The sequence below is a fragment of the Lactobacillus sp. N54.MGS-719 genome (assembly GCF_000980505.1).
Lineage (GTDB): Bacteria > Bacillota > Bacilli > Lactobacillales > Lactobacillaceae > Lactobacillus > Lactobacillus amylovorus.
In genome coordinates this window covers 15,899-39,421 of the sequence record NZ_LARO01000001.1, presented here as the reverse complement: position 1 = coordinate 39,421, position 23,523 = coordinate 15,899, and the positions used below count along the sequence as shown (strand labels likewise).

Sequence of the window (23,523 nt, the reverse complement as noted above, 5' to 3'; positions counted from 1 at the left end):
TACCACGCTATATTAGTTTTTTCAATAGTTTTATGAAATTATTTTTAATTTTTATTTTATTAGAATTACATAACTTTATTATCATGCAGACACAAAAACAGCTCTATCAAGCGATAGAGCTGTTTTAATATATTTATTAGATTATTAATTTTCACGTTGTCTTGCGTCACCAGCACGTTGAAGAGCACGACCAACGTAGTTAATACTTAAGGAAATTACCAAAAGCAAGATAGTAGCTGGAAGCCATAACCATGGACGGTTAATAACGTTAACTGGGTCATCAGCAAATCCAATCAAAGTACCAAGTGATGGTGTAGTAGTTGGCAACCCATAGCCCAAGAAAGACAGACTAGTTTCAATACCAATGTTACCAGCAATAGTTAAAACAACGTCGATGATAATCATTGAAGTAATGTTTGGCAAAACTTCACGGAACATGATTTGTAAGTTAGATGAGCCTGATGTCTTTGATGCCAAAACATAGTCACGGTCACGTTGTGACAGAATGAATGAACGGTAATAACGTGCCGTCGTCGTCCATCCGAACATCGCGATCAAGAATACCAAAGTTACAGCGTTGTAGTTAGGAATAACTGTAGTCAAAACAATGATAATTGGCATTTGTGGCAAAATTTGAATGAAGTCAACTATTCTCATGATGATGACATCAATAACACCACCATAGTAACCAGAAACTAATCCGACTACCAACCCAACGATTTCAGTGATTACAGTAACTGAGATACCGATCATGATTGAGTTACGTCCACCCATGATGAGTAGCTTCAAAATGTCACGACCACCATCATCAGTACCAAGAAGGTGACCACCTTGGCCCCAACCGTAATATGCGTCAGCGATATTCATTTCAGTAATTTGTGCTCTATTCAAGAACAGTGAACCACCAAAAGTGAATAACAAAATTAAAATAATGATAATCAACGCTGTTAAAGCAGACTTAGAACGTAAAATTTCACGTACAGCCACCTTGAATCCAGAAGGTGGGAGAGTAGCCTTTGGTGTAGCGTCTTTTTTACTTGCTTTCTTTGTAGCAGTATCTTTCTTCTTATCAGCCATTTCTTCTCTCCTCCCTATTGAATTCTAATACGTGGGTCAATAATACTCATAATGATATCTGACAATAAGTTACCAATTAAAGTCAAAATACCAAAGATAAGAATCAAAGCAGTTAAAGTGGTGTAGTCACGTTGACTGATTGAGTCAAGGAACAACTTACCCATACCAGGATAACTGAAGACACTTTCAATAATCATTGAACCACTAAGAAGACCAGTAATAGTATTACCAAGGAAGGCAGCGATTGGCAATAATGAGTTTCTCAAAATGTGTTTATGGAAAACGACATTTTCAGGAACACCTTTACTGCGAGCTGTTCTGACGTAGTCTTCAACCTTGTTGTCAACGATACCAGTTCTCAAGTACTGAACGATACCAGTAGTAGTAATCAAAGCATACAAGACTGCTGGCAAAATCATGTGGTAAAGTCTACTGCCAAGCACGCCCCAGAATCCTGACGCGTTAGCTGAAACTGAACCTGAGATTGGGAACCAACCTAAAGTAAAGCCGAAGAGCCATAATCCTAAGATATAGAATACGAACCCTGGCGTTGCCAAAGTAATGTAGTTAAAGATTTGAACACTAGTATCTTGCCATTCATCTTGGTGACGACCAGCAGTGATACCAAGAGGAATAGCAATACTATAAGTCAAAATTGTAGTCAAAAGTGAAAGCCAGAAAGTATTGTTTGCACGATCGGCAATCAATGAAACTACTGGAACGTGCTGGATGTAACTTGTACCTAAATCACCATGGAACAAGTTGCCTACCCATCTAAAGTATTGCACGTACCAAGGATCATAAAGACCAGCAGCTCTTTTTAAAGCTTCAATTTGCTTCGGGTCAGTGTTAGGGTTGATTGATCCGCTGAATGGGTCACCAGGCATCATCTTAGCTAAAAGGAAGACGAGCAGACTCAAGATGATCAATTGAGGGATCATGATTAATAAACGACGTAAGATTGTTTTCCACATGCTTAATCACTCTCCTTTTCTTCTCGTTCTTCAATTTTAGCTTCTTGTGCCATGTCTTTTGGCAAAGCTACCCAGTGGTTAGGAGCTACCTTTTGAAGTGGGTAAACACGACCATTTTCGTCATACCACTTGCTTTGGTTTTCCTTAAATTCTCTTTCGACTTGTTCACGGTGCTTCTTGTGTTCTTCACGGTGTTCTACGTCTACCCTAGGAATTGCGGAAAGAAGTCGCTTAGTATAAATATGAATTGGGTGCTTGTAAATTTCATCACGGCTACCCAGTTCTACCAAACGACCACGGTGCATAATCGCCAAATTTTCTGACATATGCTTAACCACGCCTAAGTCGTGAGAAATGAATAAGTATGCAATGTTGTATTGTTGTTGAATGTGCTTCATGAAGTTCAAAACCTGAGCTTGAACTGATAAGTCCAAAGCACTAGTTGGTTCATCGGCTACAATCAATTTTGGATTCGTAGCTACCGCACGAGCAACACCAATTCTTTGACGCTGACCACCAGAGAATTCATGAGGATATTTGTAAATCGCATCACTAGGCATCCCTACAATATCGAGTAATTCTTGTACACGATCACGTTCTTGATCAGTAGTCAAGTTTTCGAAGTTTCTGATTGGCTCAGCAATGATATCTTCGATTCTCTTTCTTGGGTTCAAACTTGACATTGAATCCTGGAAAATCATTTGAACATCCTTGTTGTAGTCAAGCTTTCTACGATTGCTTGCCTTAGTTACGTCTAGGCCCTTATACATAATTTGACCACTAGTAGCTTTTTCAACACCAACAATTACCTTACCAGTCGTTGACTTACCAGAACCAGATTCACCAATTAAGCCGTAGGTTTCACCTTCACCAATTGAGAAGTTAACCCCATCAACGGCACGAACATAATCAGTAATTCTGTTCCAAAAGCCTGAACGAATTGGGTAATATACTTTTAAATCTTTAATCTGAATTATTTCTTTGCCCATATACTACTCCCCACTTGCTGCTTTTTGCGTTTCGTCTTCGCCTTCAAAATGGAAGGTCTTCCAGCAAGTACATCTTACCCAGTGACCTGGGACTACTTCGTGTACTTGTGGATTTTCTTCATGAGCGCTTGCTGGAATCCATGGGATTCTAGCAGCAAATCTATCACCTGTACGTGGCATATTCTTAAGTGATGGCACAGTACCATGAATAACATGGAGGTCCTCATCTGAATCATCAGTTTGAGGCATTGAATTAAGCAATGATCTTGTGTACGGATGAAGAGGATTTTCGAAAATCGTCTTTACATCTGATTTTTCTACGATTTGACCAGCATACATAACAGCAACTTCATCTGCAGTTTCTGCCACAACGCCCAAGTCGTGTGTAATCAAAATAATACCTGAGTGTGATTGCTTTTGAATGTCTTCAAGCAAGTCCAAAATTTGAGCTTGGATAGTTACATCCAAAGCTGTTGTTGGTTCATCAGCAATGATGATTTCAGGCTTACATGCGATAGCCATCGCAATAACGACACGTTGACGCAAACCACCTGATAATTCGTGTGGATACATTGCGTACATTTCTTCAGGCTTAGGCATACCTACTTGATTAAATAATTCAATAACACGTGCATGACGTGCCTTTTCATCCATATCCGTATGGTAGTATAAAGTTTCAGCTACTTGATCACCAACACGCATCAAAGGATTCAAGCTGGCTAGTGGGTCTTGGAAGATCATACCGATCTTGTCGCCACGAATCTTATTAAACAATGATTCATTCAAACCAACTAGGTTCAATTCGTTGTAAAGAATATCACCTGTAACTTTGGTGTTTTTATGGTCATACAATCCAATAATACTTGCAGCGATAGTACTCTTACCGCAACCAGATTCGCCTACGATAGCAAGAATTTCGTCACGCTTCAAAGTCAAATTAATATCATCTGCAGCATCATAGAATTTCCCTTGCAAACGGTACGCCGTATGCAGGTGCTGAATATCTAATAATAGATCACTCTGCTTTTCCAAAGGTCATTCCTCCATTTATGGCTTTGTTCATTAAAAGCCGTTTAATCTTTTCTATTTATTTTCTAATTATAAACACAAAGCTGGTCGTATGCAAATAGCTACACGGCTTTTTTAGGAAATTAACCTTGATGAGACTCGATATATGAGACTGCATCCCCAACTGTTTTAATCTTTTCAGCTTCTTCATCAGGGATTTCTGAGCCGAATTCATCTTCAAGTTGCAAAATGAATTCTACTAGGTCAATTGAATCAGCATCCAAATCGTCGGTAAAGCTAGTACTTTCAGTGATCTTGTCTTTATCTACATCAAAATTTTCAGCAATCAAATCTTTGATCTTATTAAAAATCTCTTCTTTTGACATATAAATATTCCTCCTTTTTAATAAATTATTTTACTATTTTGAAGCAAATTCGTCTTTAAAATCTTCAACAAGATTTTCTTTAATCATTTTATCAACCTGCTTCAAGGTGTAGTAAATCGGTCTTACATCTGAACGGCCGTGTGTCTTAACAACTGGTGCATTGACACCAAGAAGGACAGCTCCACCATACTTAGCAGTATCAAATTTTGATCTAAGGCTGGATAATGAACCCCTGACCATTAAAGCACCAAGCTTAGTCATGACGCCACCATTTAAAAGACTGTCTTTTAATAGATGTAAAAGAACGCTTGAAGTTCCTTCGATATTTTTAAGAACGGCATTGCCGGTAAAACCATCAGTAACTACAACATCAGCGTTGCCAAGCAATAGTTCGTTACCTTCAATATTTCCTTGGAAGTTCAATGAACTATCCTTCAGCAATTGATAAGCTTGTTGGTGAACATCGTCACCCTTGTCGCTTTCTGCACCAACATTTAAAAGGCTAATACGTGGATTTTCAATACCGCGAATCTTTTCTGCATAATAAGAAGCCATTTGCGCCCATTGCAACAAGTATTCAGGCTTACTCTTAGCGTTAGCACCTACATCTACCATGTTAAAGCCATCATCACTGTTTTGTGCAGGAAGCGTTGGCATCAAACCAGGACGAACGATGCCTTTAATTCGGCCGATGATAAAGATACCACATGCCAAAAGCGCACCGGTGTTACCTAATGAAAGAAGTGCATCAGCTTTTCCTTCTTTAACATAATTTGCGGCAACCACCATTGAAGAATCTTTTTTCTTTCTGATGGCTCTTACTGGCTCATCTTCATCTTCAATAATTTCAGTTGTTGATACAACACCCAATTGATCATTAATTTGATCAGCTGGAATTAATTTACGCAATTGTTCTTTATCACCAAATAGTAAAAATTTAGTGTCGGGCATTTCGCCTTTTACTTTCAAAACAGCCTCAATGATTGCTTCTGGGGCATTTTCACCGCCCATGGCATCAATTGCAATTGTTCTCATATACTTTTTCACCACATCTTTTTTAAATTCTGTTTTGTTCTAATTGCTTATATTCTAACACTTGCTTTAAGGAATTATGTTCCGGACTTGTTAATTCTGGATCTGCTTTAACCAACTCACGGGCGACCTTTTGGGCCACTACTAACGTATTGTAATTATTGACCACATCACCTACGCGAAATTCTGGCAAACCGGATTGAGCTTTACCGAATAAATCACCTTCACCACGCATTTTAAGATCTTCCTCAGCCAATTTAAACCCATTGTTGGTTGCGGCAATGATTTTCATTCTAGCCTTGCCTGAATCCGTCTTAGGATCTGCAATAAAGATACAGTAACTTTGTGTTTGACCACGTCCAATTCTTCCACGCAGCTGGTGCAATTGACTTAGACCAAAACGATCGGCATTATAAATGACCATCATGTTGGCATTAGCTACGTCAACTCCAACTTCGATTACGCTGGTCGTTACCAAAATATTGATTTCACCACTAGCAAAGGCGGACATGATCTCGTCTTTTTTAGCTCCTGGCATTTGTCCGTGTAAAAGCACTACATTCTGATCTGGAAAATCATGGCTTAATTTTTCATGCAATTCTTCAGCATTCTTTAAATCCAGAGTTTCTGATTCTGTAATCAATGGCGTTACCGCATAAATTTGGAAGCCCTGATCTAGTTGCTCGTACATTAACTTGTAAACGTCTTTCATCTGGCTGCTGGTCTTCCAAGCCGAAATGATTGGTTTTCGGCCAGCCGGCAGATGGTGAATTTCAGATACTGTCATATCGCCATAAACAGTCAGAGCCAAAGTTCGAGGAATTGGCGTTGCCGTCATTGCTAAAATATCCGGATTGTCACCTTTATTGATCAAAGCTTGTCTTTGACCAACACCGAACCTGTGCTGTTCATCAATGATGACTAAGCCTAACTTTTTAAAGATGACGTTCTTTTGGATTAAAGCATGAGTACCAATGACGACATTGATCGTTCCGTCCGTTAACTCGCAATAAATTTCACGGCGCTCGAGTGTTTTAGTATTACCTGTAAGTAAAGCTACTCTTACGCCAAGTGGACGCAGCAACTCATCAATCTTTTTAAAATGCTGCGTAGCCAAGATTTCGGTTGGCACCATCAAGGCAGCCTGGTAGCCCGCACTAATTGCCGCAAAGATAGCATAAACAGCTACAATGGTTTTACCAGAGCCAACATCACCTTGAAGCAATCTTCTCATTTGACCATCTGAGTGCATATCCGCGAAAATTTCATTAACAACTTTCTTTTGATCATCAGAAAGCTCAAATGGCAAAGATTTAGTCAAATTAGCTATTTCTTTTAAATCATATTTCTTAGGGTAACCCTGCTGCTTACCATCATGATTTGCAAGCAACGCCAGCTGCAATTCAAAAATGAAGAATTCACGGAAAATCGCACTTCTTTTAGCCAATTCAGCATCATGACCATTTTTAGGGTGATGCATTTTTTGAATAATTTCTTGATCATGTAGCAGACGATACTTTTCCATGATTTCTTTTGGAACAATATCCTGCACCTGATCTAAGAAACTATCAATAGCCAAATTAATTAAATTAATCAGCTTCTTTTGCTTTACATGTCGATTAACTGGATAAATCGGCGCCATACCACTGTCATTTTCTTTAGCAGCTACAAATTTAAAGGCGGACAAACTTTGCCGAGCGACATTGTATTTACCATAAATGGCAACTTCTTGCCCAATCTCAATTTTACTTTTCAGCCACGGTTGATTAAAAAAATTGACCATGACAATATCATGGTCAATTCTTATTTTGAAGCTTAGTCTGCTCTTCTTGTATCCAAATCCACTAACAAAAGGCTCAGTTGCTACGATTCCTTTCAGCATTACCTTTTGACCATCCATGATTTGGTCTAACGGCAATGTTTGAAGTTCGTCATATCGAAAAGGAAAATAAAAGAGTAAGTCATAAATACTATAAATCCCTAAGCTTCCTAGATCAGCTGCAGTCTTTGTCCCTACGCCTTTTAAATCTGTTACCGGAGCAAATAATGCATTATCTAACATTTTATTCAACTGATACTAAGAAATGATATACTGGTTGACCGCCATCATGAATTTCAAATTCAAGATCATCATGTTTTTCTTCAAGTTGGCTAACCACTTCTTGTGCTTCTTCTTCATTTGAATCACGACCAAACATGATGGTAATGATTTCTGAATCTTCATCAAGCATCTTTTCGATCATTTCGGTAGTAGCCTTGATCAAATCAGCGTTATCAACCTTAATATTACCGTCGATGATACCAAGGTAATCATTCTTGTGAATTTCTACGTCGTCAATTTCAGTATCACGAGTAGCTTGAGTTACTTCACCTGAAACTACAGTGTCGAGATCTTCTGACATAGCTTCAACGTTATCATCAACGGAAGCATCTGGGTTAAATGAAAGCATTGCAGTAAGACCTTGTGAGATAGTCTTGCTTGGTACGATACCTACTGGAATGTCACTAACTTCTGCAGCTTGCTTAGCAGCCATCACGATATTACCGTTGTTTGGCAAAACAATTGCCTTCTTAGCACCTGACTTCTTGATTGCATCAATAAAGTCTTGGGTTGATGGGTTCATTGTTTGACCACCAGAAATAATTCTGTTTACGCCTTCGCTTTCAAACAATTTTCTAATACCGTTACCAGAAGCTACGGCAATAACAGCAAAGTCAACTGATCCTTGTTGTTCTTCATCTTGATCAACGATGCTTTCGTGTTGGATACGCATGTTGTCGATCTTGATCTTGCCTAATTGACCGAATTGACTACCGTACTTGAAGACATCACCAGGGTGTTCGGTGTGAACGTGAACCTTAGCAATTTCACCATCAGATACAGCTAAAAGTGAGTCGCCCAAACCTGACAAGTGCTTTCTGAATTCTTCCAAATCGAATTTCTTCTTGTTTGGCACGTCAGCGTTAAGGTCAACCATAATTTCAGTACAGTAGCCGTTCTTGATATCTTGAGTAGCTAGTTGACTTTGTACAGAAGATTGGTGGTGCATTGCGTTGATCATTTCATCCATTTCAGTTTCGTCAGGTTGATATTGATCAGCAAAGTTTTCACCAAGAAGACCTTCTAAGAAACCTTCATAAATGAACAAAAGTCCTTGACCACCTGAGTCAACAACACCAACTTGCTTCAATACTGGAAGTAAATCTGGAGTTGATTTAAGAGCCTTCTTAGCACCTTCAACAACTGCCTTCATTACTTCAGTAACATCATCAGTGTCATTAGCCTTAGAAGCACCTTCTTGAGCAGCAACACGAGCTACAGTCAAAATAGTACCTTCGACAGGTTTCATTACTGCCTTATAAGCAGTAGCTACACCATTTGAAAAGGCGTTAGCCAATTCTTGTGCAGTTAAGGTCTTCATGCCTTGAGTAGCTTTGTAGAAGCCGCGGAACAACTGTGAAGTAATAACACCACTGTTACCACGTGCACCCATCAACATTCCTTTAGCTAAGCTTTCAGTCAAATCACCAACATTGCTGCTAGGATTTTCAGAAACGGCTCTTGCCCCACTTTCAATAGTTAAATTCATGTTGGTACCAGTATCACCATCAGGAACTGGGAACACGTTCAATGAGTTAACAAACTCAGCGTTCTTACCAATTCTGTGGGTGGCAACACGCACCATATCTCTAAATTGCTTACTATCTATTTCATTTAAAACCACTATTTAAAACCTCCGCTTACGTTATTCGTCAAGTACTTTTACGCTTTGAACGATTACATTAACGGCTTTAGTGTTAATTCCTAATTGATTAGAAAGATTGAATTTAACACTGTCTTGAACATTCTTACTTACTTCAGAAATCTTAAGTCCATAACCAACAATAATGTACACGTCAACAGTAATTTCATTATCTTCTGACTTTACAACAACGCCACGTTTATAGTTGGCGCGGTTAAGAATCCCGTCAAAGCCATCGCGAATAGCATTCTTAGATGCCATTCCTACAACGCCATAATTAGACGTAGCTGCGCCACCAACAACAGTTGCAATTACACCGTTTGAAATATCAATCAAACCATCTTTTGTCTTGATCTTAACAGCCATCTTTGTCCTCCGTCTCATTATCTATGTATACGTTTATTATTTTATCATAGTACTTACTCAATCAATAAACAAAATACGTTGTAAAAAAATCCTTTTAGAGTTGAATTGCTTCAAAACATATGATAATCTAATTAAGTATGACACCACAAATAAAGGAGGTTTAGCAAATGGCAAAAGATTACGTAACAGGTAAGAAGACTACATTCGGTAACAAACGTTCACACTCAATGAACTCAGCTCGTCGTGCTTGGAAGCCAAACCTTCAAAAAGTTCGCATTCTTGTTGACGGTAAGCCAAAGCGCGTTTGGGTTTCAACCAAGGCTTTAAAGTCTGGTAAAGTTACTCGTGCCTAATAATAAAAAAGCCTATTAGATCTTCGATCTGGTAGACTATTTTTTTACGCTTTTTTAGCAATCATAAAAGGGACAGCTTCACGCTGTCCCTTTTTCTTTTATTTCATAATGTTGTGATGCTTATCATCGTCTGAAATTTCTTCTGCCATTCTTTCATCGATTGGCGTATAAGCATACTCAGTAATCATTTCACCAAGCTTAGTTGGCAAACCTAAATCTTGATAAGTAACATTTCTAGCTGCACCGTTAATTGTAGCAACTTCCTTATTCTTCTTTTTATCAAAAACATGAACGTGATTCTTGTGCATGTAGTCCTCTACATTTCTCTTTGCACGATCAAGTCTGGCTTCATAGCGACCGTTTTCGAAATCAGCAACATCTTTTTCAAAATCAATATACTTCATAATATTTCCTCATTTCTTTTTCTTTACCCTATTTTCACACTTTTTCAAAGATTATGAAAGCGATTGATATCTTTAGAATAAATTGCCGCAATCAAGCCTTGTTTAAAGGTAATCTTGAAACTGTCGCTGTTAGGTAAAAATTCATTTGATGAAAAAACGCGAGGATACTTACCTGAATAATTTTTCAGATCATATCTTGCACCAATTATATTAAAATTCTCAGTTGCAGAGAGCAAAGCAAAACCGATATACGGATATTCTTCCTTTCTCTCAATCACATGCATCCCTGGGTTAAAGAATTCGATGCTGTTTTGTTTATCTGACAATTCTACCTTTGGCGCAAATTGATTAACAGCCGGATTAAGAAGCATCAATAAATTAATCAAGAAATGGTCTAGTCTGCCACCGGTTGCACCTAAAATAGTTAATTTATCTGCATGATAGTCGTTAAAAACCGTTTGCAGCATTAACTCCGAATCGGTCAAATCTTTAACTGGGTTAGAATAGCGGATGTCTGTTACGCTCTTTTCAATCCGTGCCAAATCATTATCTTGTAATGAATCAAAGTCGCCAATCGCTACATCGGGCGTAATACCTAGTTCTTCTAAAAACAAGGCACCACGATCGACACCGAAAATCAATTCATGATTGCGTTTAGCCTCTAATAGCTGCTCTTTAATATTCTGGGGCCATAAATCAGTTGGGCCACCTAATAATGCATATGCTCTCATTATTTAATGACATTTTCTAATTTACGAACTTGGTTAGCTATATCACCATCTTTATATAAATATGAACCCACTACAAAGACATTAGCACCAGCATCCTTGGCGATTTTAATAGTTTGATCATTAACACCGCCATCTACTTCAATAGCAATATCGTTGCTAACAATTTCTCTAGCCTGTTTAATTTTCTCAGCAGAATCCTCAATAAATTTTTGTCCGCCAAAGCCAGGATGAACCGTCATTACTAATACCTGATCAAGCTTAGATGCAAACTTAGCTACAACATCGCTAGGCGTATCAGGATTAATTGCTAAAGAAGTTTTGACATCATTGGAAATTAAGTAATCAAGCCAATAATCCAATTTCTTCTCACTCATTGCTTCATAGTGAAGTTCAATCAGATCAGCACCCGCATCCACAAAGGCTGGTATAAGATCATCTGGATTATCACTCATTAAATGAATTTCTGATTCTGTCATCGGAAATTCACGTTTGAAGTCTTGAACCAATTGAGGTCCAAAAGAAAGATTAGGCACAAAATGTCCATCCATAATATCGATGTGAAATCTGCTAATTCCTGCAGCAATGGCATCTTTGACATCATTTTCTAAATTTAGATTATCTGCATTCAAAATTGATGGTGCAATAAGCATATTTTCCTCCGTTATTTTAAGTATTCGGGGATGCGGCCTTCACTAATTTCGGTCCGCATTGCCAAATAATCCTTGTATCGGCTTGCTAAAATTTTACCTTCTTCAAGCAGCTTCTTTACTTCACAACCTGGTTCTTTCAAGTGCTGACAGCCGCGAAACTTACATTTTTGACTAGCACGCTTGAATTCCACAAAGTAATTGCATAATTCATTAAGTTTAATTGGGGTCAAATCAATTGAAGAAAAGCCAGGTGTATCAGCAAGGAAGCCTTCGCCCAACTTAAACAATTCTACTTTTCTAGTAGTGTGCTTACCGCGGTTTAAACTAGTCGAAATTTCGCCTGTAGCTTGATGAGCGTCTTCTTTTAAGTGATTCAATAAAGTTGACTTACCCGCACCAGATTGTCCCGCTAGCGTCCAAATTTGATCTTTACCGATCAATTCTGGAATCTTAATTTGTACATCATGATAGTCAGTAAAAACAGGATAACCGATTTCTTGATAGTAAGCTAAAGATTTTTTTATTTCACTAAGTTTATCATCGTCGATCAGATCAGCCTTAGACAAATAAATAGTTGCCTTTACCTTTTGCCAAGAAAAGAAAGTCAAAAAGCGGTCTAATAATTCTAATGAAAAATCTGGTTCAACCGCAGAAATTACCAATAATACATGGCTAACATTTGCGACAGCTGGACGGCCAATTCGATTTAACCGCGGCATAATTTTAACCAGATAACTCATTCCTTTGTCATCGATCTGGATTTCTACTCGGTCTCCTACTGCTGGTTTTTGCTTTTTTTGACGAAAAACGCCACGAGCACGCGTTCTCACGATACCCGCAGCGGTTTCTACGTCATAATAACCAGCAATTAAACCAATAACAGTTCCTTGTGCTAGTTTCATTTATTTAGTCACCTTTTCATTCAAGATAGTTTCTCCATTGCGGACTACTCTTAATTGTCCTGCACCATTCTTAATTGAAAATGGAATTGAGAAGCTCATATCACGTTTAATATAAAGATCACGGTAAATATTGCTTAAGTAGTGATCGTCGTCCTTAATATAGATCTGAACATGATCGCCCTTAGTAGAACTTGACTTGCTGGATGAACTGTCTTCATCTTTATTATTATCTGTTTCTCCAGCACTGTCGTCTGCTGTCCCAACATAGTTTACGGTAAAGTTCTTAGTTATTGTGGTCTCTTTTTCTTCCTTGGGTCCACGAGAAACCTTAATTGCAATGGTTGAGCCACGATCAACTTTTGTTCCAGGACCTGGATCCATTGAAATGATTAAGCCTTTTTCGACATCATCAGAGTACTCTTGATTAATCTGCAAAGTTAAACCATGATCTCTTGCATAATCTTGAGCACTCTTTAATGAGTAATTATGCAAATCTTTCAATGTCACCGTATTACTTCTTTGACGTGGAGCCTTACCTCTAGAAACTACCAAAGTAATTGTAGTTTGCGTTGGCTTAACTTCAACCCCGGCAGCAATACTTTGCGAAATGATGTTGCCTTGAGTAATCTTGCTTGAGAATTGATCTTCTCTAACCACATCGAAGCCCTGATTTTCTAACTTCTCAGCGGCCTTATCATAATCATCGCCTACTACGTCAGGCACCTTTACCATGCTTGAACCGCTAGAAACGATCAAATTGACAGATTTTCCTCGATCAAGAGAATTGCCAGCCGTCGGATTAGTGGCAATGACATAGCCCTTTTTAACATCATCAGATTGACGTCGAATAATTTTACCCACTTGCAAGCCAGCAGCTTCTAACCTTCTCTCCGCTGCATTCTCAGCAATGTTGGTTACATCAGGGACATTGACTTGCTTGGGTTGATTATTGCCGCTTAAAGCAAAAATCATAATGAAAATAATCAACCCAGCGGCAATCACAGAAAAGATCCACCACCATTTATGAGCTTTAACATTCTGCCAAAAGCTCTTTTTTTCTTTCTTAGGTGTTTCTTCTACCTCTGATTTTTCCTCTTTCTTGGATTCCTCAGCAGTAGTCTTTTGTGGTTTAAATCCTGGTAAAACGATGGTTTTATCATCGCTATTGCCGTGATTCGGAACAAAGATTGGTTCATCGCTTCGTTCGGGATCAAGACTGCTATCAAGATCTGCCTTCATTACTTGAGCAGAAGCGTAACGATCACGTGGATCCTTAGCTGTCGCCTTTAAAACGACATTCTCTAATGCTTGCGGAACGCTCTTGTCTTTCTTTCTAATTGAAGGAATAGGTTCTTGAGCATGTTTTAAAGCAACAGAAACAGGCGTATCCCCATTAAATGGCACAGTACCTGTAATCAATTCATAAAGAATGATCCCAAGAGAATAAATGTCGGATTGCTTAGTAACCAATCCTCCTCTTGTTTGTTCTGGTGACATGTAATGGACAGAACCCATCACTGAATTAGTTTGCGTAATTGAGCTTTGGTTAAGCGCTACTGCAATACCAAAATCGGCGATTTTAATATTACCTCTTTTATCCATTAAGATATTTTGTGGCTTTAAGTCTCGGTGAATCACATTATGCTTGTGAGCAAGAGCTACCGCACTTAAAATTTGATCCATGATGCGAATTACTTCACGCAAATCTAATGGAGAATTTTCACGGATATATTCTTTTAAATCAGGACCGTCGACATATTCCATTACCATATAAGGAAGTCCATGATCCGTACCAACATCAAGAACTGAGACAATATTAGGATGACTTAGCTCACTGGTAGCTAATGCTTCTCTTTGGAAGCGAGCTTGCGTTTGAGGTTCATTTTGCAAATCTAAGCGCAAGATTTTAACAGCAACTTTACGCTGTAAAATAATATCTTCAGCCAGATAAACATTGGCCATCCCGCCTTCGCCTAAAGTATCAATAATGCGATAGCGCTCTCCAAGCAGATAACCTTTATCGATCACTGCTTTCGTCCTCCTTATTCCAAATTAGGCAGACAGTAATATTGTCACCACCACCTAATCGATTAGCCTCGCTAATTAACTTATTGCAGCGTTCTTTCAAACTTAATTCTTTAGTTGCCAAAATTTGTTGAATTTGCGGATCACTAAGAGAATTAGTTAATCCATCGGTACACAACAAGATAATGTCATTATCGCCCAATTTAATTTCATTAATCTCAGGATCAATCGTACTAGATACACCCAAAGCTTGAGTAATAATGTTCTTTTGTGGGTGATGCTTAGCTTGTTCTTTGGTAATTTGACCCATTTTAACCAATTCGTTGACTAAAGAATGGTCTTCTGTGAGTTGAACAAACTTTCCTTCTGAGTAGCTATATGCACGTGAATCACCCAAATGAGCAATTAAAGCATCATTGTCAAAAGCAAAGGCTAAAACAATGGTGGTCCCCATTCCGTTTAAATCGGGAAACTTATCAGCCGTTTTCAAAATGGTTTCATTTTCAGAATTTAACTGAACATCCAACCATTTATGCGCAATATTAGTATCGGTGAAGTCGGTAATGCCGAAGTTATGCCCCAAATGCGTAACTGCCATTGTTGAGGCTACGTCGCCGCCTTGATGTCCACCCATGCCGTCGCAGACGACCGCCAAAGTGATTCCCTTGCGATTTTTAAAAACTTGTACAAAATCTTGATTGCTTTTTCGTACCTTACCGATACTAGAAGCGTATGCTGTTTCAATCAAAAATCTAACCTCGCATCTTAAATTTAGCAATGAAAAATCCATCATTGTTATCTTGGTCAGGCATTATTTTTAGCATCCCAGTCTTTGATTTCAACTTGCTGAGCTTGAATGGCTTTAATTCGAAATCGGGATGCAATTTTAAGAATTTTTCGACCACGGCTTCATCTTCTTCTACCGAAATTGAGCAAGTAGAATAAACTAATTCACCGTCTTCTTTTAATAATGGACTAACTGATTCTAAAATTGCCAATTGAATTTTTTGTAAATTCTGCAAGTCGCGTTCAGTCTTAGTATAGCGAATTTCTGGCTTACGTCTTAATAAACCTAAACCAGAACAAGGTGCATCTACTAAAATCTTAGTAAATTCTCCCGGCTTGAAAACATCTTGTACTTTGCGCGCATCACAAGCTTTAATTTTAACCTTATTAGCTACATTCATTCTTTTCGCATTTTCTTTAACTAAATGCAATTTCTTTTCATGAATGTCTAAAGCTGTTACATCACCGACGACAACTCGCTCTGCCATTTGCACGGTTTTACCGCCCGGAGCACTACATGCGTCCAAAATATGCTCTTCTTTGGAATCAAAATCAAAAGATTCTATCACTAAACTAGCGGCTTCATCTTGAATTGTCAATTTTCCGCGCTTGAATAAATCACTTTGACTAACGCCGCCATGATCTAAAATTATATCATTAACAGATAAGTTAGACCATTCGGGTTCATAACCTTCCGTTTTTAGTTGATTAAAGACTTGATCTCGATCACATAATGCTGAAATGCGGACACTATTTTTAGCCGGTTGATTGATGCTTTCAAGCAACTTTTTAGTACGGTCCATGCCCCAATGATTGGCAAAATAATTTACTAGCCATTCAGGCATACTTTCTTTTACACTCAAATATTTTATTTCATCTTTTGCGTCAGGTAAAATTACGCCTCGTCTAATAAATGAACGTAAAATTCCATTCACTACACGATAGCCAGATGAGTGATGCTTGCCAAACTGTTTAGCAAGTTTATTTGCTTCATCTAAGACCGCGCGATTGGGAACTTTATCCAAAAAGACAATTTGATAAATGGACATCAATAAAAGTGGCTTTAGATATTTCTCAGTTAATTTAATTCTCACTAAGCCTTTCAATTGATACTCTAAAAAAAGTCGATACTGAATCGTCCCATAAACAATCTTAGTGGCTAAATTTTGATCAGCCTGTGAGAGATCTGAATGGTTAAGACTGTTATTTAGGCTGATGTTTGAATAGGATTTATCTTGTAAAACCTTGATTAATGTTTCTAAGCTGATTGCACGAGCGCTTTTACTTGTCGACAATTTCTTCTCCTGGTGTAAACTTGCTACCTTGACCGTTCAAAAAGTTCTTAATATTCATGCGCTTCTTGCCACTTGGTTGTACTTCAAGCAAATTCAAAACATTACCATCGGCAAAACTAATAGCGAAGCGACCCTTATTTGCGACAACTGAACCTGGCTTCAAATCTGTAGTTTCATCAGCAACTTCAGCCTTCCAAACCTTGAAACGCTTGCCTTCAACCATCATGTAAGCGCCTGGATCTGGGTTAAGAGCACGAATCATATTATTGGCTTCAGTAGCTGTCATGCTAGTAGTGATTCTTTCTTGCTCTTTGGTAATATTAGGTGAAAAGACCACTTTATCAGGATCTTGAGGCGTCTTTTTAACAGTACCATCAATAATTGAAGGTAAAGTCTTAAGCAAAAGATCACGACCTACAATTGCCAACTTGGCAAATAAAGTACCAGCATTATCATCCGGTTGAATCTTAATTGCTTCTTGAGCATAAATATCGCCGGCGTCCATCTTTTTGACCATTTCCATAATGGTAATACCAGTTTCGGCATCCCCGTTAATTAAAGAATATTGGATTGGTGCACCGCCACGATACTTAGGCAAAAGTGAGCCATGAACATTTACAGCAGCAATTTTAACTGAATTCAAAAACTTAGTTGGCAAAAATTGACCATAGGCTGCAGTAACAATTAAGTCAGCGTGCATATCAATTAATTCTTGCATTTCGTCAGAGCCAGATAATTTTGCAGGTTGGTAAATAGGTAAATTATGTTTTTCTGCAGCAACCTTAGCTGGACTCTTAGTAATTTTTTGCTTACGTCCAACCTTCTTGTCTGGTTGAGTTACTACAGCCTTAATTTCATAATTATTTTCAATTAAACCTTCAAGTACTGGAACTGAAAATTCCGGTGTTCCCATAAATATTACTGATGTCATTACAGCATCTCCTCTACATTATTCTTTCTGGTTCATTATCAATAAAAATACTTAAGCCATACTTCTTTGCTTCCTGTGCGGAATCCTGAACATGGTGTAATAGTTTATTCAAATTAGGTTCTTTTTTATATTTTACCAGTATTTGGTAATAATATTGATTTTTTACACGAGAAATTGCACTTGGCGTTGGCCCTAAAATAATCGTTTCTGCATGAAGCTCTTTAGTTAAATAGCGTTTGATCTTAAAAGCTTCTCTTGCAGCGTTTTGCTCTTTTTTAGCAGCAATTGAAATTAAAACAGTAAAGAAGTATGGTGGATAGTTTCCGGCGTGTCTAACGTTCATTTCATAGCCATAAAAACGCTCATAGTCCTGCGTCTTAGCTAATTGAATAGCGTAGTGTTCCGGATTATATGTCTGGATCAGCACTTCTCCTTCTTTATCTGCTCGGCCAGCACGCCCAGCAACTTGCGTTAAAAGCTCAAATGTCTTTTCAGAAGCATTGTAATCTGAGAGCCACAAACCTGTATCGGCATTGATTACTCCTACCAAGGTTACATTAGGGAAATCCAAACCTTTGGCAATCATTTGCGTTCCAAGTAAAATATCTGCTTCGTGATTACCAAATGCATCCAAAATTTTCTTGTAGCTACCCTTTCTACGGGTGGTATCAACATCCATGCGTAAAATTCTAGCGCCTGGCAAAAGTTCTTCCAACTCTTCTTGTACTTTTTGCGTTCCAGTACCCAAAAAACGAATTTGAGAACTTTGACAATTAGGACAACGAGTAGGAATTGGTTCAGTGTGACCACAATAGTGACACTGCATGCTGTTAGTATCCTTATGCAAGTTCAAAGATACATCACAGTTAGGACATTTTAAGACAAAGCCACATTCTCGACAAAGCATAAAGTTGGCAAAACCGCGACGGTTAAGCATCAAAATAACTTGTTCTTTTTTCTCTAGTCGCTTTTTAATCGCATCAACTAGTTCAAGCGATAAATCAAATTGGCCGCCTGCAAATTGAACATGTTTTAAATCGATTAATCTTACTTTAGGCAGCTTCTTATTGTTGGCTCTCTTGGTTAGTCGTAAAAGATGATAGACATTCTTTTGTGCCCTTGCACGGCTTCCTAAAGACGGCGTTGCGCTGCCTAATACAAGTGGACAGTGATGGTATTTACTGCGCCAGATAGCCACATCTCGAGCGTTATAGCGCGGATCAGACTCTTGCTTGTATGATGACTCGTGTTCCTCATCGATCACGATTAAGCCGATATTTTTAAGCGGTGCAAAAACCGCACTTCTGGCACCAACTACTACTTTGGTTTCGCCGCGGCGTATTCTGCGCCATTCATCATATTTTTCTCCTTCAGATAACGCACTGTGCAAGACAGCAACTTCTTGACCAAATCTTGCCTTTACTTGACGCACCATCTGTGGGGTAAGCGAAATCTCTGGCACCAGCATCAAGGCGGTTCTGCCTTGGGCTAAAGCTTTACTGATGGCATGCAAATAAACTTCAGTCTTGCCGCTACCAGTAATTCCTTCAAGCAAAAATGTTTCAGCTTTTTTCTCATCGATAGCTTTGGCAATTTCGTCTAAAGCATGTTGTTGTTCATCATTTAACTTGATTGGAGCTGGTTTTTCATCATCTTTAAAGCCTGCTAAAGGATCACGATAAACTTCAACTGCCTTTTTCTTTAGCCAGCTTTTTTTAACAGCCGAATTCAAGACTGCAGCGGTTAAACCCAATCCAGCTTCTAATTCCTTTTGTGTTTTGGGATAAGCATCGGTATGTTCAATGATATCCATCAAAAGCTGCTTTTGCTTTACCGCATTTTGCCGCAAAGTATTATAGATTTTAGTATATTCTTCTGGTGCCAAAGCCAATGCATATTGATTTTCCTTTTTCTTTTTAGCCTTATTGTCGACAACATACTCAATCTTGGCATCATCATTTTTTAGCAAACTGCGGATTTTCTTGATTTGTGTTGAATCTGTTATTTTATTTAAATCAATGGGATCGCCTTGAAAAAACGGCATCTCTTTAGCCTTTGGACTAGCAGGTAGCAATAGTTTACGATAGCCGGCCCGCATCACCCATGGCAGCATAGCCTGTAAAATTTTGATCCGGTATGAATAAATATTTTGTGCTAAATCTGCAGATAATTTAACTAATTCAGGCGTTAGTGGCGGCATTTCATCAACCACTACCAACAAATCCTTCATTTTGCCTTTAAAATTGCTAGTTTCAGATAGGCCGATAACAAAGCCTTGCACTTTTCTGGGTCCAAAAGGCACTACTACTCTTGACCCGACTTGGATTTCCTTCTCAATGTCAGAGGGAACATGATATTCAAAAACGCGATCAGTCTGTCGCGCCGCAACATCTACAATCACTTGAGCAATCATCTAATCACCTGTAAAAAAGACCTTCACCCCATAGGATGAAGGTCAATCAATTAATCTTCGAGGTTAACCTCGGCATGTGCTGGGTCAACTGTAACTTTTCCAGCAGCGATTTCTTCAAGTGCCTTACCAACGGCCTTATCACACTTAAAGTGTTCAAGTGTTGGGGGATCGCCAGCTTCAAGTTCATGTGCTCTCTTAGCAGCAAGAACAGATAATGAGTAACGTGAGTCAACACGTGACAATAATTTATCAATTGATGGGTAAGTAATTCTCATAATTAATCCTCCTTGACCATCTTGCGGTAGTCATCAATTACACGTTTAACACTGACATGTTCTGCATCAACAATTGCTTTAATATGATCTACTGCATTAGCTACTGTATCATTAACTACTGCATAATCATAGTCTTCCATTTCTAGAATTTCATTTCTGGCTTGCTTGATACGACCACGAATTACTTCTTCTGGTTCTGTACCACGATGTTCTAATCGCAAATGCAAAGTATGTAAATCAGGTGGGGTTAAAAAGATGAATACGCCATCTGGCATCTTTTCACGCACTTTTTGTGCCCCATTGACATCAATTTCAAGTAAAACATCCTTGCCTTCATGAAGCATCTTCTTCACTGGAGCGAGGGGCGTTCCATAATGATGTCCAACGTATTCATTATATTCTAATAGCTCCCCATTTTTAATAGCTTCTTGAAAACGTTCCTCGCTGACAAAGAAGTAATCCTTGCCGTCAACTTCACCTGGACGAGGTTTTCTAGTAGTCATTGAGACTGAATATTCAAATGGAAAGACCTTGTTCTCCACAATAGCACTTTTTACAGTCCCTTTACCAACACCTGAGGGACCGGAAAGTACAAGTAATAAACCTTTATCTGCCATGCTGAACTCCTCTTAGTAACTATTAATATATCTAGTTTGCACTAAAATCGCGAGATTTTCAAGTTTTCACTTTTTATTATTTTGTATGTGCCAAACACTTGTTTTGTAGAACCGAAGTTCGTATAATTATTTTATCGAACATCGGTTCAGTAAAGGATGATCAATATGACTAATTTTTTAACCAAAAAACTAAAAAAAGCTTATCACCATTTGTTCGAATACAATACTGATAAGCTTTGTATTTATAGCCAATTTAATGGCATAATTTTAGCACGTCTGTCTTATGCTATTTTGCACAAGAATTATATTTTAATTACCTTTCAGGATGGTAGCTACGAGATTGGCCAAATTCCCAAAAGAATTTCAATTGGACGTTTCGTTTTACGCGACATCGATCGAAAAATATTACGCATCGTTGATATCGATGATATTTTTCGTGTCGACCTATAATTAGCCCACTTTAGTAAAGGTCTCGCAGACCACCTCAGTATCCTCGGTAAATTTTTTACCTAATTCTTCCTTGCATTCCCAGGTGAAAAAAGCCTCATGAACTTTTCTCCAAGATTCATAGCTGCGGTCGCCTTCACCTTCTAAGTAAGCGTGTTTTTCAGACACGTTTTTAAATGGCATGATCTCCACGGTCTCATTTTTTATGACGCATACTGGTTGATTATTACCATCTAAGACAATCGAATACATGCCAACAACTGGCAAATCATCTGCTGATATATAGATGCTTGTTGTTGCTGTCTTGATTCCTCTATTAATCAAATCACTCAAAACATCTGCATCGTGACTATTAGCACCAAATGCATAAGCTCCTTCTAATGCATTCGGCGCTATTTTATTTTTTTGACAAAATTCATTCCAAAATTTGCTAATACTATTCATCTTTTATGCTCTTAATCAAATCAGCGGCATTCTTCTTAGCTGCATCTGTCACGTCTTGTCCGGCCATCATTTGTGCAATGGCAGTAATTGTTTCTTCCTTGCTTAATGGGCCAATCTGAGTGAAGGTTGAACCATCTTTTACTTGCTTAGCCACAAGATAACGTTGATCACCTGCAGCAGCTACTTGAGGTGAGTGCGTAATTGCAATTACCTGCTTGTTGTGACCAATAGAATGCATCTTTTTACCAATCGCAGCAGAAACACGACCGGAAACACCAGTATCAATTTCGTCAAAAATCATTGTTCCTACCGGTTCAACGCGGCTAAAGATAGCCTTCAAAGCTAAAATCAATCTTGATTGTTCACCACCAGAAACAATTTTTACTAATGGCATCAAATCTTCACCAGGGTTTGGAGCAATGAGAAATACAATTTCATCTGTACCCTTTTTAGTAAAGGTTTTAGTTTCATCAAAATTGATTGAGAAGCGAGCTTTTTCCATATATAAGTCAGCAAGCTCTTGCTTAATTTGCTCTTCTAGTGAATGCGCTACTTTTTCACGAGTTAAATGCAGCTTGCGTGCTTTTTGCGTTAAACGTTTTTCTACTTCTGCAACTTCAGCTTGAATCTTCTCTTCATCAAGGCCACCAGTTTCAAACTGGCTGAGTTCTTTTTGTACCTTGCTGTAGAAATCAAACACGTCTTTCAATGTTGGACCGTACTTTTTTTTCAAAGAATTCAAAGTATCAAGTCGATTAGTGACATATTGGAAACGTTCTTCGTCAAAATCCATCTGGTCCATCAAGTTGGACAATTCACTGCGAGCATCATTTAAAGCATAAACACCGTCATCAACAGTTTTGGCAAAGTCCTTAAACTTGGAACCAAACTCCGTTAAGTCAGTAGCCGCATTCTGTGCATCCCCCAACAATGTGGCTATTCCATGCTCATCATCATCGTAAAGCTGCATAAAGTAGTTAGCCGTATCTGCGATCTTTTGATAATTATTCAGCTCGTTATACTCTTCTTCGAGCTTTTCATCTTCTTCAGGATCCTCTAAGTCAGCGGATTCCAATTCATTATTTTGAAATTGCAAAATATCTTGCTTTTGTGCCAATTCCTGTGCATCCTGACGCAAATGACGCAGTTGACGGGTTAGCTTTTGCCATTTTTCAAAATCAGCTTGATAATCTGCCAAATCATCCTTAAAAGAAGCTGGTGCATAATTATCAACCAAATCAATCTGACGATCCTGATCCATTAGAATTTGCTGATCGTGCTGGCCATGAATATCAACTAAATAATGGCCTAAATCACGCAAAACGTTAATCGTCGTGAGCTGTCCATTAATTCGTACTACGTTTCTGCCTTTAACCGCCAGTTCACGGCTAATTACCAACTGATCATCATCATGAGGCAAACCATATTGATCGCATAGTTGAGCAATTTTTTCTTTCTGGTCATCAAGCTCAAACAGTCCTGTAATGACAGCCTTATTTTCACCCGATCTGATCATTTCTTTTTGACCGCGGCCACCCATTAACAATGAAACAGCATCAATAATAATCGATTTACCAGCACCGGTTTCACCAATAATGACCGTCATCTTTTCTTGAAAGCGAACCTTCAGACTTTTAATAATCGCAAAGTTTTTAATATCCAGTTCGACTAGCAT

Annotated in this window: 24 protein-coding genes; 2 read left to right on the top strand and 22 right to left on the bottom strand. The window is 38.4% G+C overall.

Annotated elements, in window-relative coordinates; translation table 11 throughout:
• Positions 1 to 144: 144 nt before the first annotated feature.
• The 9 genes from WS44_RS00225 to WS44_RS00185 all read right to left on the bottom strand — a co-directional run bounded on the left by WS44_RS00225 (position 145) and on the right by WS44_RS00185 (position 9,575).
• Entirely contained in the window at positions 145 to 1,077 is a 933-nt protein-coding gene (locus tag WS44_RS00225) for an ABC transporter permease (RefSeq protein ID WP_013642164.1), read from the bottom strand.
• Between the two features lie 14 nt (positions 1,078 to 1,091).
• Entirely contained in the window at positions 1,092 to 2,051 is a 960-nt protein-coding gene (opp4B, locus tag WS44_RS00220) for an oligopeptide ABC transporter permease (protein WP_013642165.1), read from the bottom strand.
• A 2-nt stretch (positions 2,052 to 2,053) separates the two neighbouring features.
• Positions 2,054 to 3,040, bottom strand: coding sequence for an ATP-binding cassette domain-containing protein (locus tag WS44_RS00215; RefSeq protein ID WP_013642166.1), 987 nt, complete (start codon positions 3,038 to 3,040; stop codon positions 2,054 to 2,056).
• 3 nt (positions 3,041 to 3,043) lie between these two features.
• Positions 3,044 to 4,072, bottom strand: coding sequence for an ABC transporter ATP-binding protein (locus WS44_RS00210; RefSeq protein WP_013642167.1), 1,029 nt, complete (start codon positions 4,070 to 4,072; stop codon positions 3,044 to 3,046).
• 119 nt (positions 4,073 to 4,191) lie between these two features.
• Complete coding sequence (gene acpP / locus WS44_RS00205; protein ID WP_013438182.1) at positions 4,192 to 4,434, bottom strand: acyl carrier protein; 243 nt, start codon at positions 4,432 to 4,434, stop codon at positions 4,192 to 4,194.
• Between the two features lie 33 nt (positions 4,435 to 4,467).
• The gene (gene plsX, locus WS44_RS00200) at positions 4,468 to 5,469 is read right to left on the bottom strand and encodes a phosphate acyltransferase PlsX (protein ID WP_046432390.1); all 1,002 of its coding nucleotides are present in this window, start codon (positions 5,467 to 5,469) and stop codon (positions 4,468 to 4,470) included.
• Positions 5,470 to 5,491: 22 nt separating this feature from the next.
• The gene (gene recG, locus WS44_RS00195; RefSeq protein ID WP_014565966.1) at positions 5,492 to 7,528 is read right to left on the bottom strand and encodes an ATP-dependent DNA helicase RecG; all 2,037 of its coding nucleotides are present in this window, start codon (positions 7,526 to 7,528) and stop codon (positions 5,492 to 5,494) included.
• A gap of 1 nt (position 7,529) precedes the next feature.
• Positions 7,530 to 9,191 carry a DAK2 domain-containing protein gene (locus WS44_RS00190; RefSeq protein ID WP_013438185.1) on the bottom strand — a complete coding sequence of 554 codons (1,662 nt, stop codon included), beginning with the start codon at positions 9,189 to 9,191 and terminating at the stop codon, positions 7,530 to 7,532.
• A gap of 21 nt (positions 9,192 to 9,212) precedes the next feature.
• Positions 9,213 to 9,575 carry an Asp23/Gls24 family envelope stress response protein gene (locus tag WS44_RS00185; protein WP_003547910.1) on the bottom strand — a complete coding sequence of 121 codons (363 nt, stop codon included), beginning with the start codon at positions 9,573 to 9,575 and terminating at the stop codon, positions 9,213 to 9,215.
• A gap of 167 nt (positions 9,576 to 9,742) precedes the next feature.
• On the opposite strand from WS44_RS00185, the gene rpmB reads away from it, so the two are divergent.
• Positions 9,743 to 9,928 (top strand): 50S ribosomal protein L28, encoded by a 186-nt coding sequence (rpmB, locus tag WS44_RS00180; RefSeq protein WP_007125368.1) that lies wholly within the window; start codon positions 9,743 to 9,745, stop codon positions 9,926 to 9,928.
• A gap of 98 nt (positions 9,929 to 10,026) precedes the next feature.
• On the opposite strand, the gene WS44_RS00175 is transcribed toward rpmB, so the two are convergent.
• The 11 genes from WS44_RS00175 to gmk are packed head-to-tail and all read right to left on the bottom strand — an operon-like array spanning position 10,027 to position 20,957.
• The gene (locus tag WS44_RS00175) at positions 10,027 to 10,332 is read right to left on the bottom strand and encodes a hypothetical protein (RefSeq protein WP_046432383.1); all 306 of its coding nucleotides are present in this window, start codon (positions 10,330 to 10,332) and stop codon (positions 10,027 to 10,029) included.
• Positions 10,333 to 10,376: 44 nt separating this feature from the next.
• Positions 10,377 to 11,063, bottom strand: coding sequence for a thiamine diphosphokinase (locus WS44_RS00170; RefSeq protein ID WP_046432380.1), 687 nt, complete (start codon positions 11,061 to 11,063; stop codon positions 10,377 to 10,379).
• A complete protein-coding gene (gene rpe / locus WS44_RS00165; protein ID WP_046432376.1) occupies positions 11,063 to 11,713 on the bottom strand; it encodes a ribulose-phosphate 3-epimerase in 651 nt (216 codons plus the stop codon). The genes WS44_RS00170 and rpe overlap by 1 nt, the downstream gene beginning before the upstream one ends.
• Positions 11,714 to 11,724: 11 nt before the next feature.
• Complete coding sequence (gene rsgA, locus WS44_RS00160; protein WP_046432374.1) at positions 11,725 to 12,615, bottom strand: ribosome small subunit-dependent GTPase A; 891 nt, start codon at positions 12,613 to 12,615, stop codon at positions 11,725 to 11,727.
• Positions 12,616 to 14,643, bottom strand: coding sequence for a Stk1 family PASTA domain-containing Ser/Thr kinase (gene pknB, locus WS44_RS00155; RefSeq protein ID WP_013438190.1), 2,028 nt, complete (start codon positions 14,641 to 14,643; stop codon positions 12,616 to 12,618).
• The gene (locus tag WS44_RS00150) at positions 14,633 to 15,388 is read right to left on the bottom strand and encodes a Stp1/IreP family PP2C-type Ser/Thr phosphatase (protein WP_013438191.1); all 756 of its coding nucleotides are present in this window, start codon (positions 15,386 to 15,388) and stop codon (positions 14,633 to 14,635) included. The genes pknB and WS44_RS00150 overlap by 11 nt, the downstream gene beginning before the upstream one ends.
• Before the next feature lie 4 nt (positions 15,389 to 15,392).
• Entirely contained in the window at positions 15,393 to 16,721 is a 1,329-nt protein-coding gene (rsmB, locus tag WS44_RS00145; RefSeq protein ID WP_046432371.1) for a 16S rRNA (cytosine(967)-C(5))-methyltransferase RsmB, read from the bottom strand.
• Positions 16,708 to 17,652: a methionyl-tRNA formyltransferase gene (gene fmt / locus WS44_RS00140; RefSeq protein WP_013642174.1), complete on the bottom strand. Its 945-nt coding sequence runs from the start codon at positions 17,650 to 17,652 to the stop codon at positions 16,708 to 16,710. The genes rsmB and fmt overlap by 14 nt, the downstream gene beginning before the upstream one ends.
• A 13-nt stretch (positions 17,653 to 17,665) precedes the next feature.
• Entirely contained in the window at positions 17,666 to 20,065 is a 2,400-nt protein-coding gene (priA, locus tag WS44_RS00135) for a primosomal protein N' (protein ID WP_046432369.1), read from the bottom strand.
• 50 nt (positions 20,066 to 20,115) lie between these two features.
• Positions 20,116 to 20,340 carry a DNA-directed RNA polymerase subunit omega gene (gene rpoZ, locus WS44_RS00130; protein WP_003547927.1) on the bottom strand — a complete coding sequence of 75 codons (225 nt, stop codon included), beginning with the start codon at positions 20,338 to 20,340 and terminating at the stop codon, positions 20,116 to 20,118.
• 2 nt (positions 20,341 to 20,342) lie between these two features.
• Positions 20,343 to 20,957 (bottom strand): guanylate kinase, encoded by a 615-nt coding sequence (gene gmk, locus WS44_RS00125; protein WP_013438195.1) that lies wholly within the window; start codon positions 20,955 to 20,957, stop codon positions 20,343 to 20,345.
• 165 nt (positions 20,958 to 21,122) lie between these two features.
• On the opposite strand from gmk, the gene WS44_RS00120 reads away from it, so the two are divergent.
• A complete protein-coding gene (locus tag WS44_RS00120) occupies positions 21,123 to 21,407 on the top strand; it encodes a hypothetical protein (RefSeq protein ID WP_013438196.1) in 285 nt (94 codons plus the stop codon).
• On the opposite strand, the gene WS44_RS00115 is transcribed toward WS44_RS00120, so the two are convergent.
• Together WS44_RS00115 and recN are read right to left on the bottom strand one after the other, a co-directional pair.
• The gene (locus WS44_RS00115) at positions 21,408 to 21,848 is read right to left on the bottom strand and encodes an ASCH domain-containing protein (protein WP_013438197.1); all 441 of its coding nucleotides are present in this window, start codon (positions 21,846 to 21,848) and stop codon (positions 21,408 to 21,410) included.
• Positions 21,841 to 23,523 carry a DNA repair protein RecN gene (gene recN / locus WS44_RS00110; protein ID WP_014565970.1) on the bottom strand — a complete coding sequence of 561 codons (1,683 nt, stop codon included), beginning with the start codon at positions 23,521 to 23,523 and terminating at the stop codon, positions 21,841 to 21,843. The genes WS44_RS00115 and recN overlap by 8 nt, the downstream gene beginning before the upstream one ends.

Excerpts from the sequence above, each read along its gene's own strand:
- WS44_RS00225 (WP_013642164.1), bottom strand. The coding sequence starts at position 1,077 with ATGGCTGATAAGAAGAAAGATACTGCTACAAAGAAAGCAAGTAAAAAA.
- opp4B (WP_013642165.1), bottom strand. The coding sequence starts at position 2,051 with ATGTGGAAAACAATCTTACGTCGTTTATTAATCATGATCCCTCAATTG.
- WS44_RS00215 (WP_013642166.1), bottom strand. The coding sequence starts at position 3,040 with ATGGGCAAAGAAATAATTCAGATTAAAGATTTAAAAGTATATTACCCA.
- acpP (WP_013438182.1), bottom strand. The coding sequence starts at position 4,434 with ATGTCAAAAGAAGAGATTTTTAATAAGATCAAAGATTTGATTGCTGAA.
- plsX (WP_046432390.1), bottom strand. The coding sequence starts at position 5,469 with ATGAGAACAATTGCAATTGATGCCATGGGCGGTGAAAATGCCCCAGAA.
- recG (WP_014565966.1), bottom strand. The coding sequence starts at position 7,528 with ATGTTAGATAATGCATTATTTGCTCCGGTAACAGATTTAAAAGGCGTA.
- WS44_RS00185 (WP_003547910.1), bottom strand. The coding sequence starts at position 9,575 with ATGGCTGTTAAGATCAAGACAAAAGATGGTTTGATTGATATTTCAAAC.
- rpmB (WP_007125368.1), top strand. The coding sequence starts at position 9,743 with ATGGCAAAAGATTACGTAACAGGTAAGAAGACTACATTCGGTAACAAA.
- WS44_RS00175 (WP_046432383.1), bottom strand. The coding sequence starts at position 10,332 with ATGAAGTATATTGATTTTGAAAAAGATGTTGCTGATTTCGAAAACGGT.
- WS44_RS00170 (WP_046432380.1), bottom strand. The coding sequence starts at position 11,063 with ATGAGAGCATATGCATTATTAGGTGGCCCAACTGATTTATGGCCCCAG.
- rpe (WP_046432376.1), bottom strand. The coding sequence starts at position 11,713 with ATGCTTATTGCACCATCAATTTTGAATGCAGATAATCTAAATTTAGAA.
- rsgA (WP_046432374.1), bottom strand. The coding sequence starts at position 12,615 with ATGAAACTAGCACAAGGAACTGTTATTGGTTTAATTGCTGGTTATTAT.
- fmt (WP_013642174.1), bottom strand. The coding sequence starts at position 17,652 with ATGACATCAGTAATATTTATGGGAACACCGGAATTTTCAGTTCCAGTA.
- priA (WP_046432369.1), bottom strand. The coding sequence starts at position 20,065 with ATGATTGCTCAAGTGATTGTAGATGTTGCGGCGCGACAGACTGATCGC.
- rpoZ (WP_003547927.1), bottom strand. The coding sequence starts at position 20,340 with ATGAGAATTACTTACCCATCAATTGATAAATTATTGTCACGTGTTGAC.
- gmk (WP_013438195.1), bottom strand. The coding sequence starts at position 20,957 with ATGGCAGATAAAGGTTTATTACTTGTACTTTCCGGTCCCTCAGGTGTT.
- WS44_RS00120 (WP_013438196.1), top strand. The coding sequence starts at position 21,123 with ATGACTAATTTTTTAACCAAAAAACTAAAAAAAGCTTATCACCATTTG.
- WS44_RS00115 (WP_013438197.1), bottom strand. The coding sequence starts at position 21,848 with ATGAATAGTATTAGCAAATTTTGGAATGAATTTTGTCAAAAAAATAAA.
- recN (WP_014565970.1), bottom strand. The coding sequence starts at position 23,523 with ATGCTAGTCGAACTGGATATTAAAAACTTTGCGATTATTAAAAGTCTG.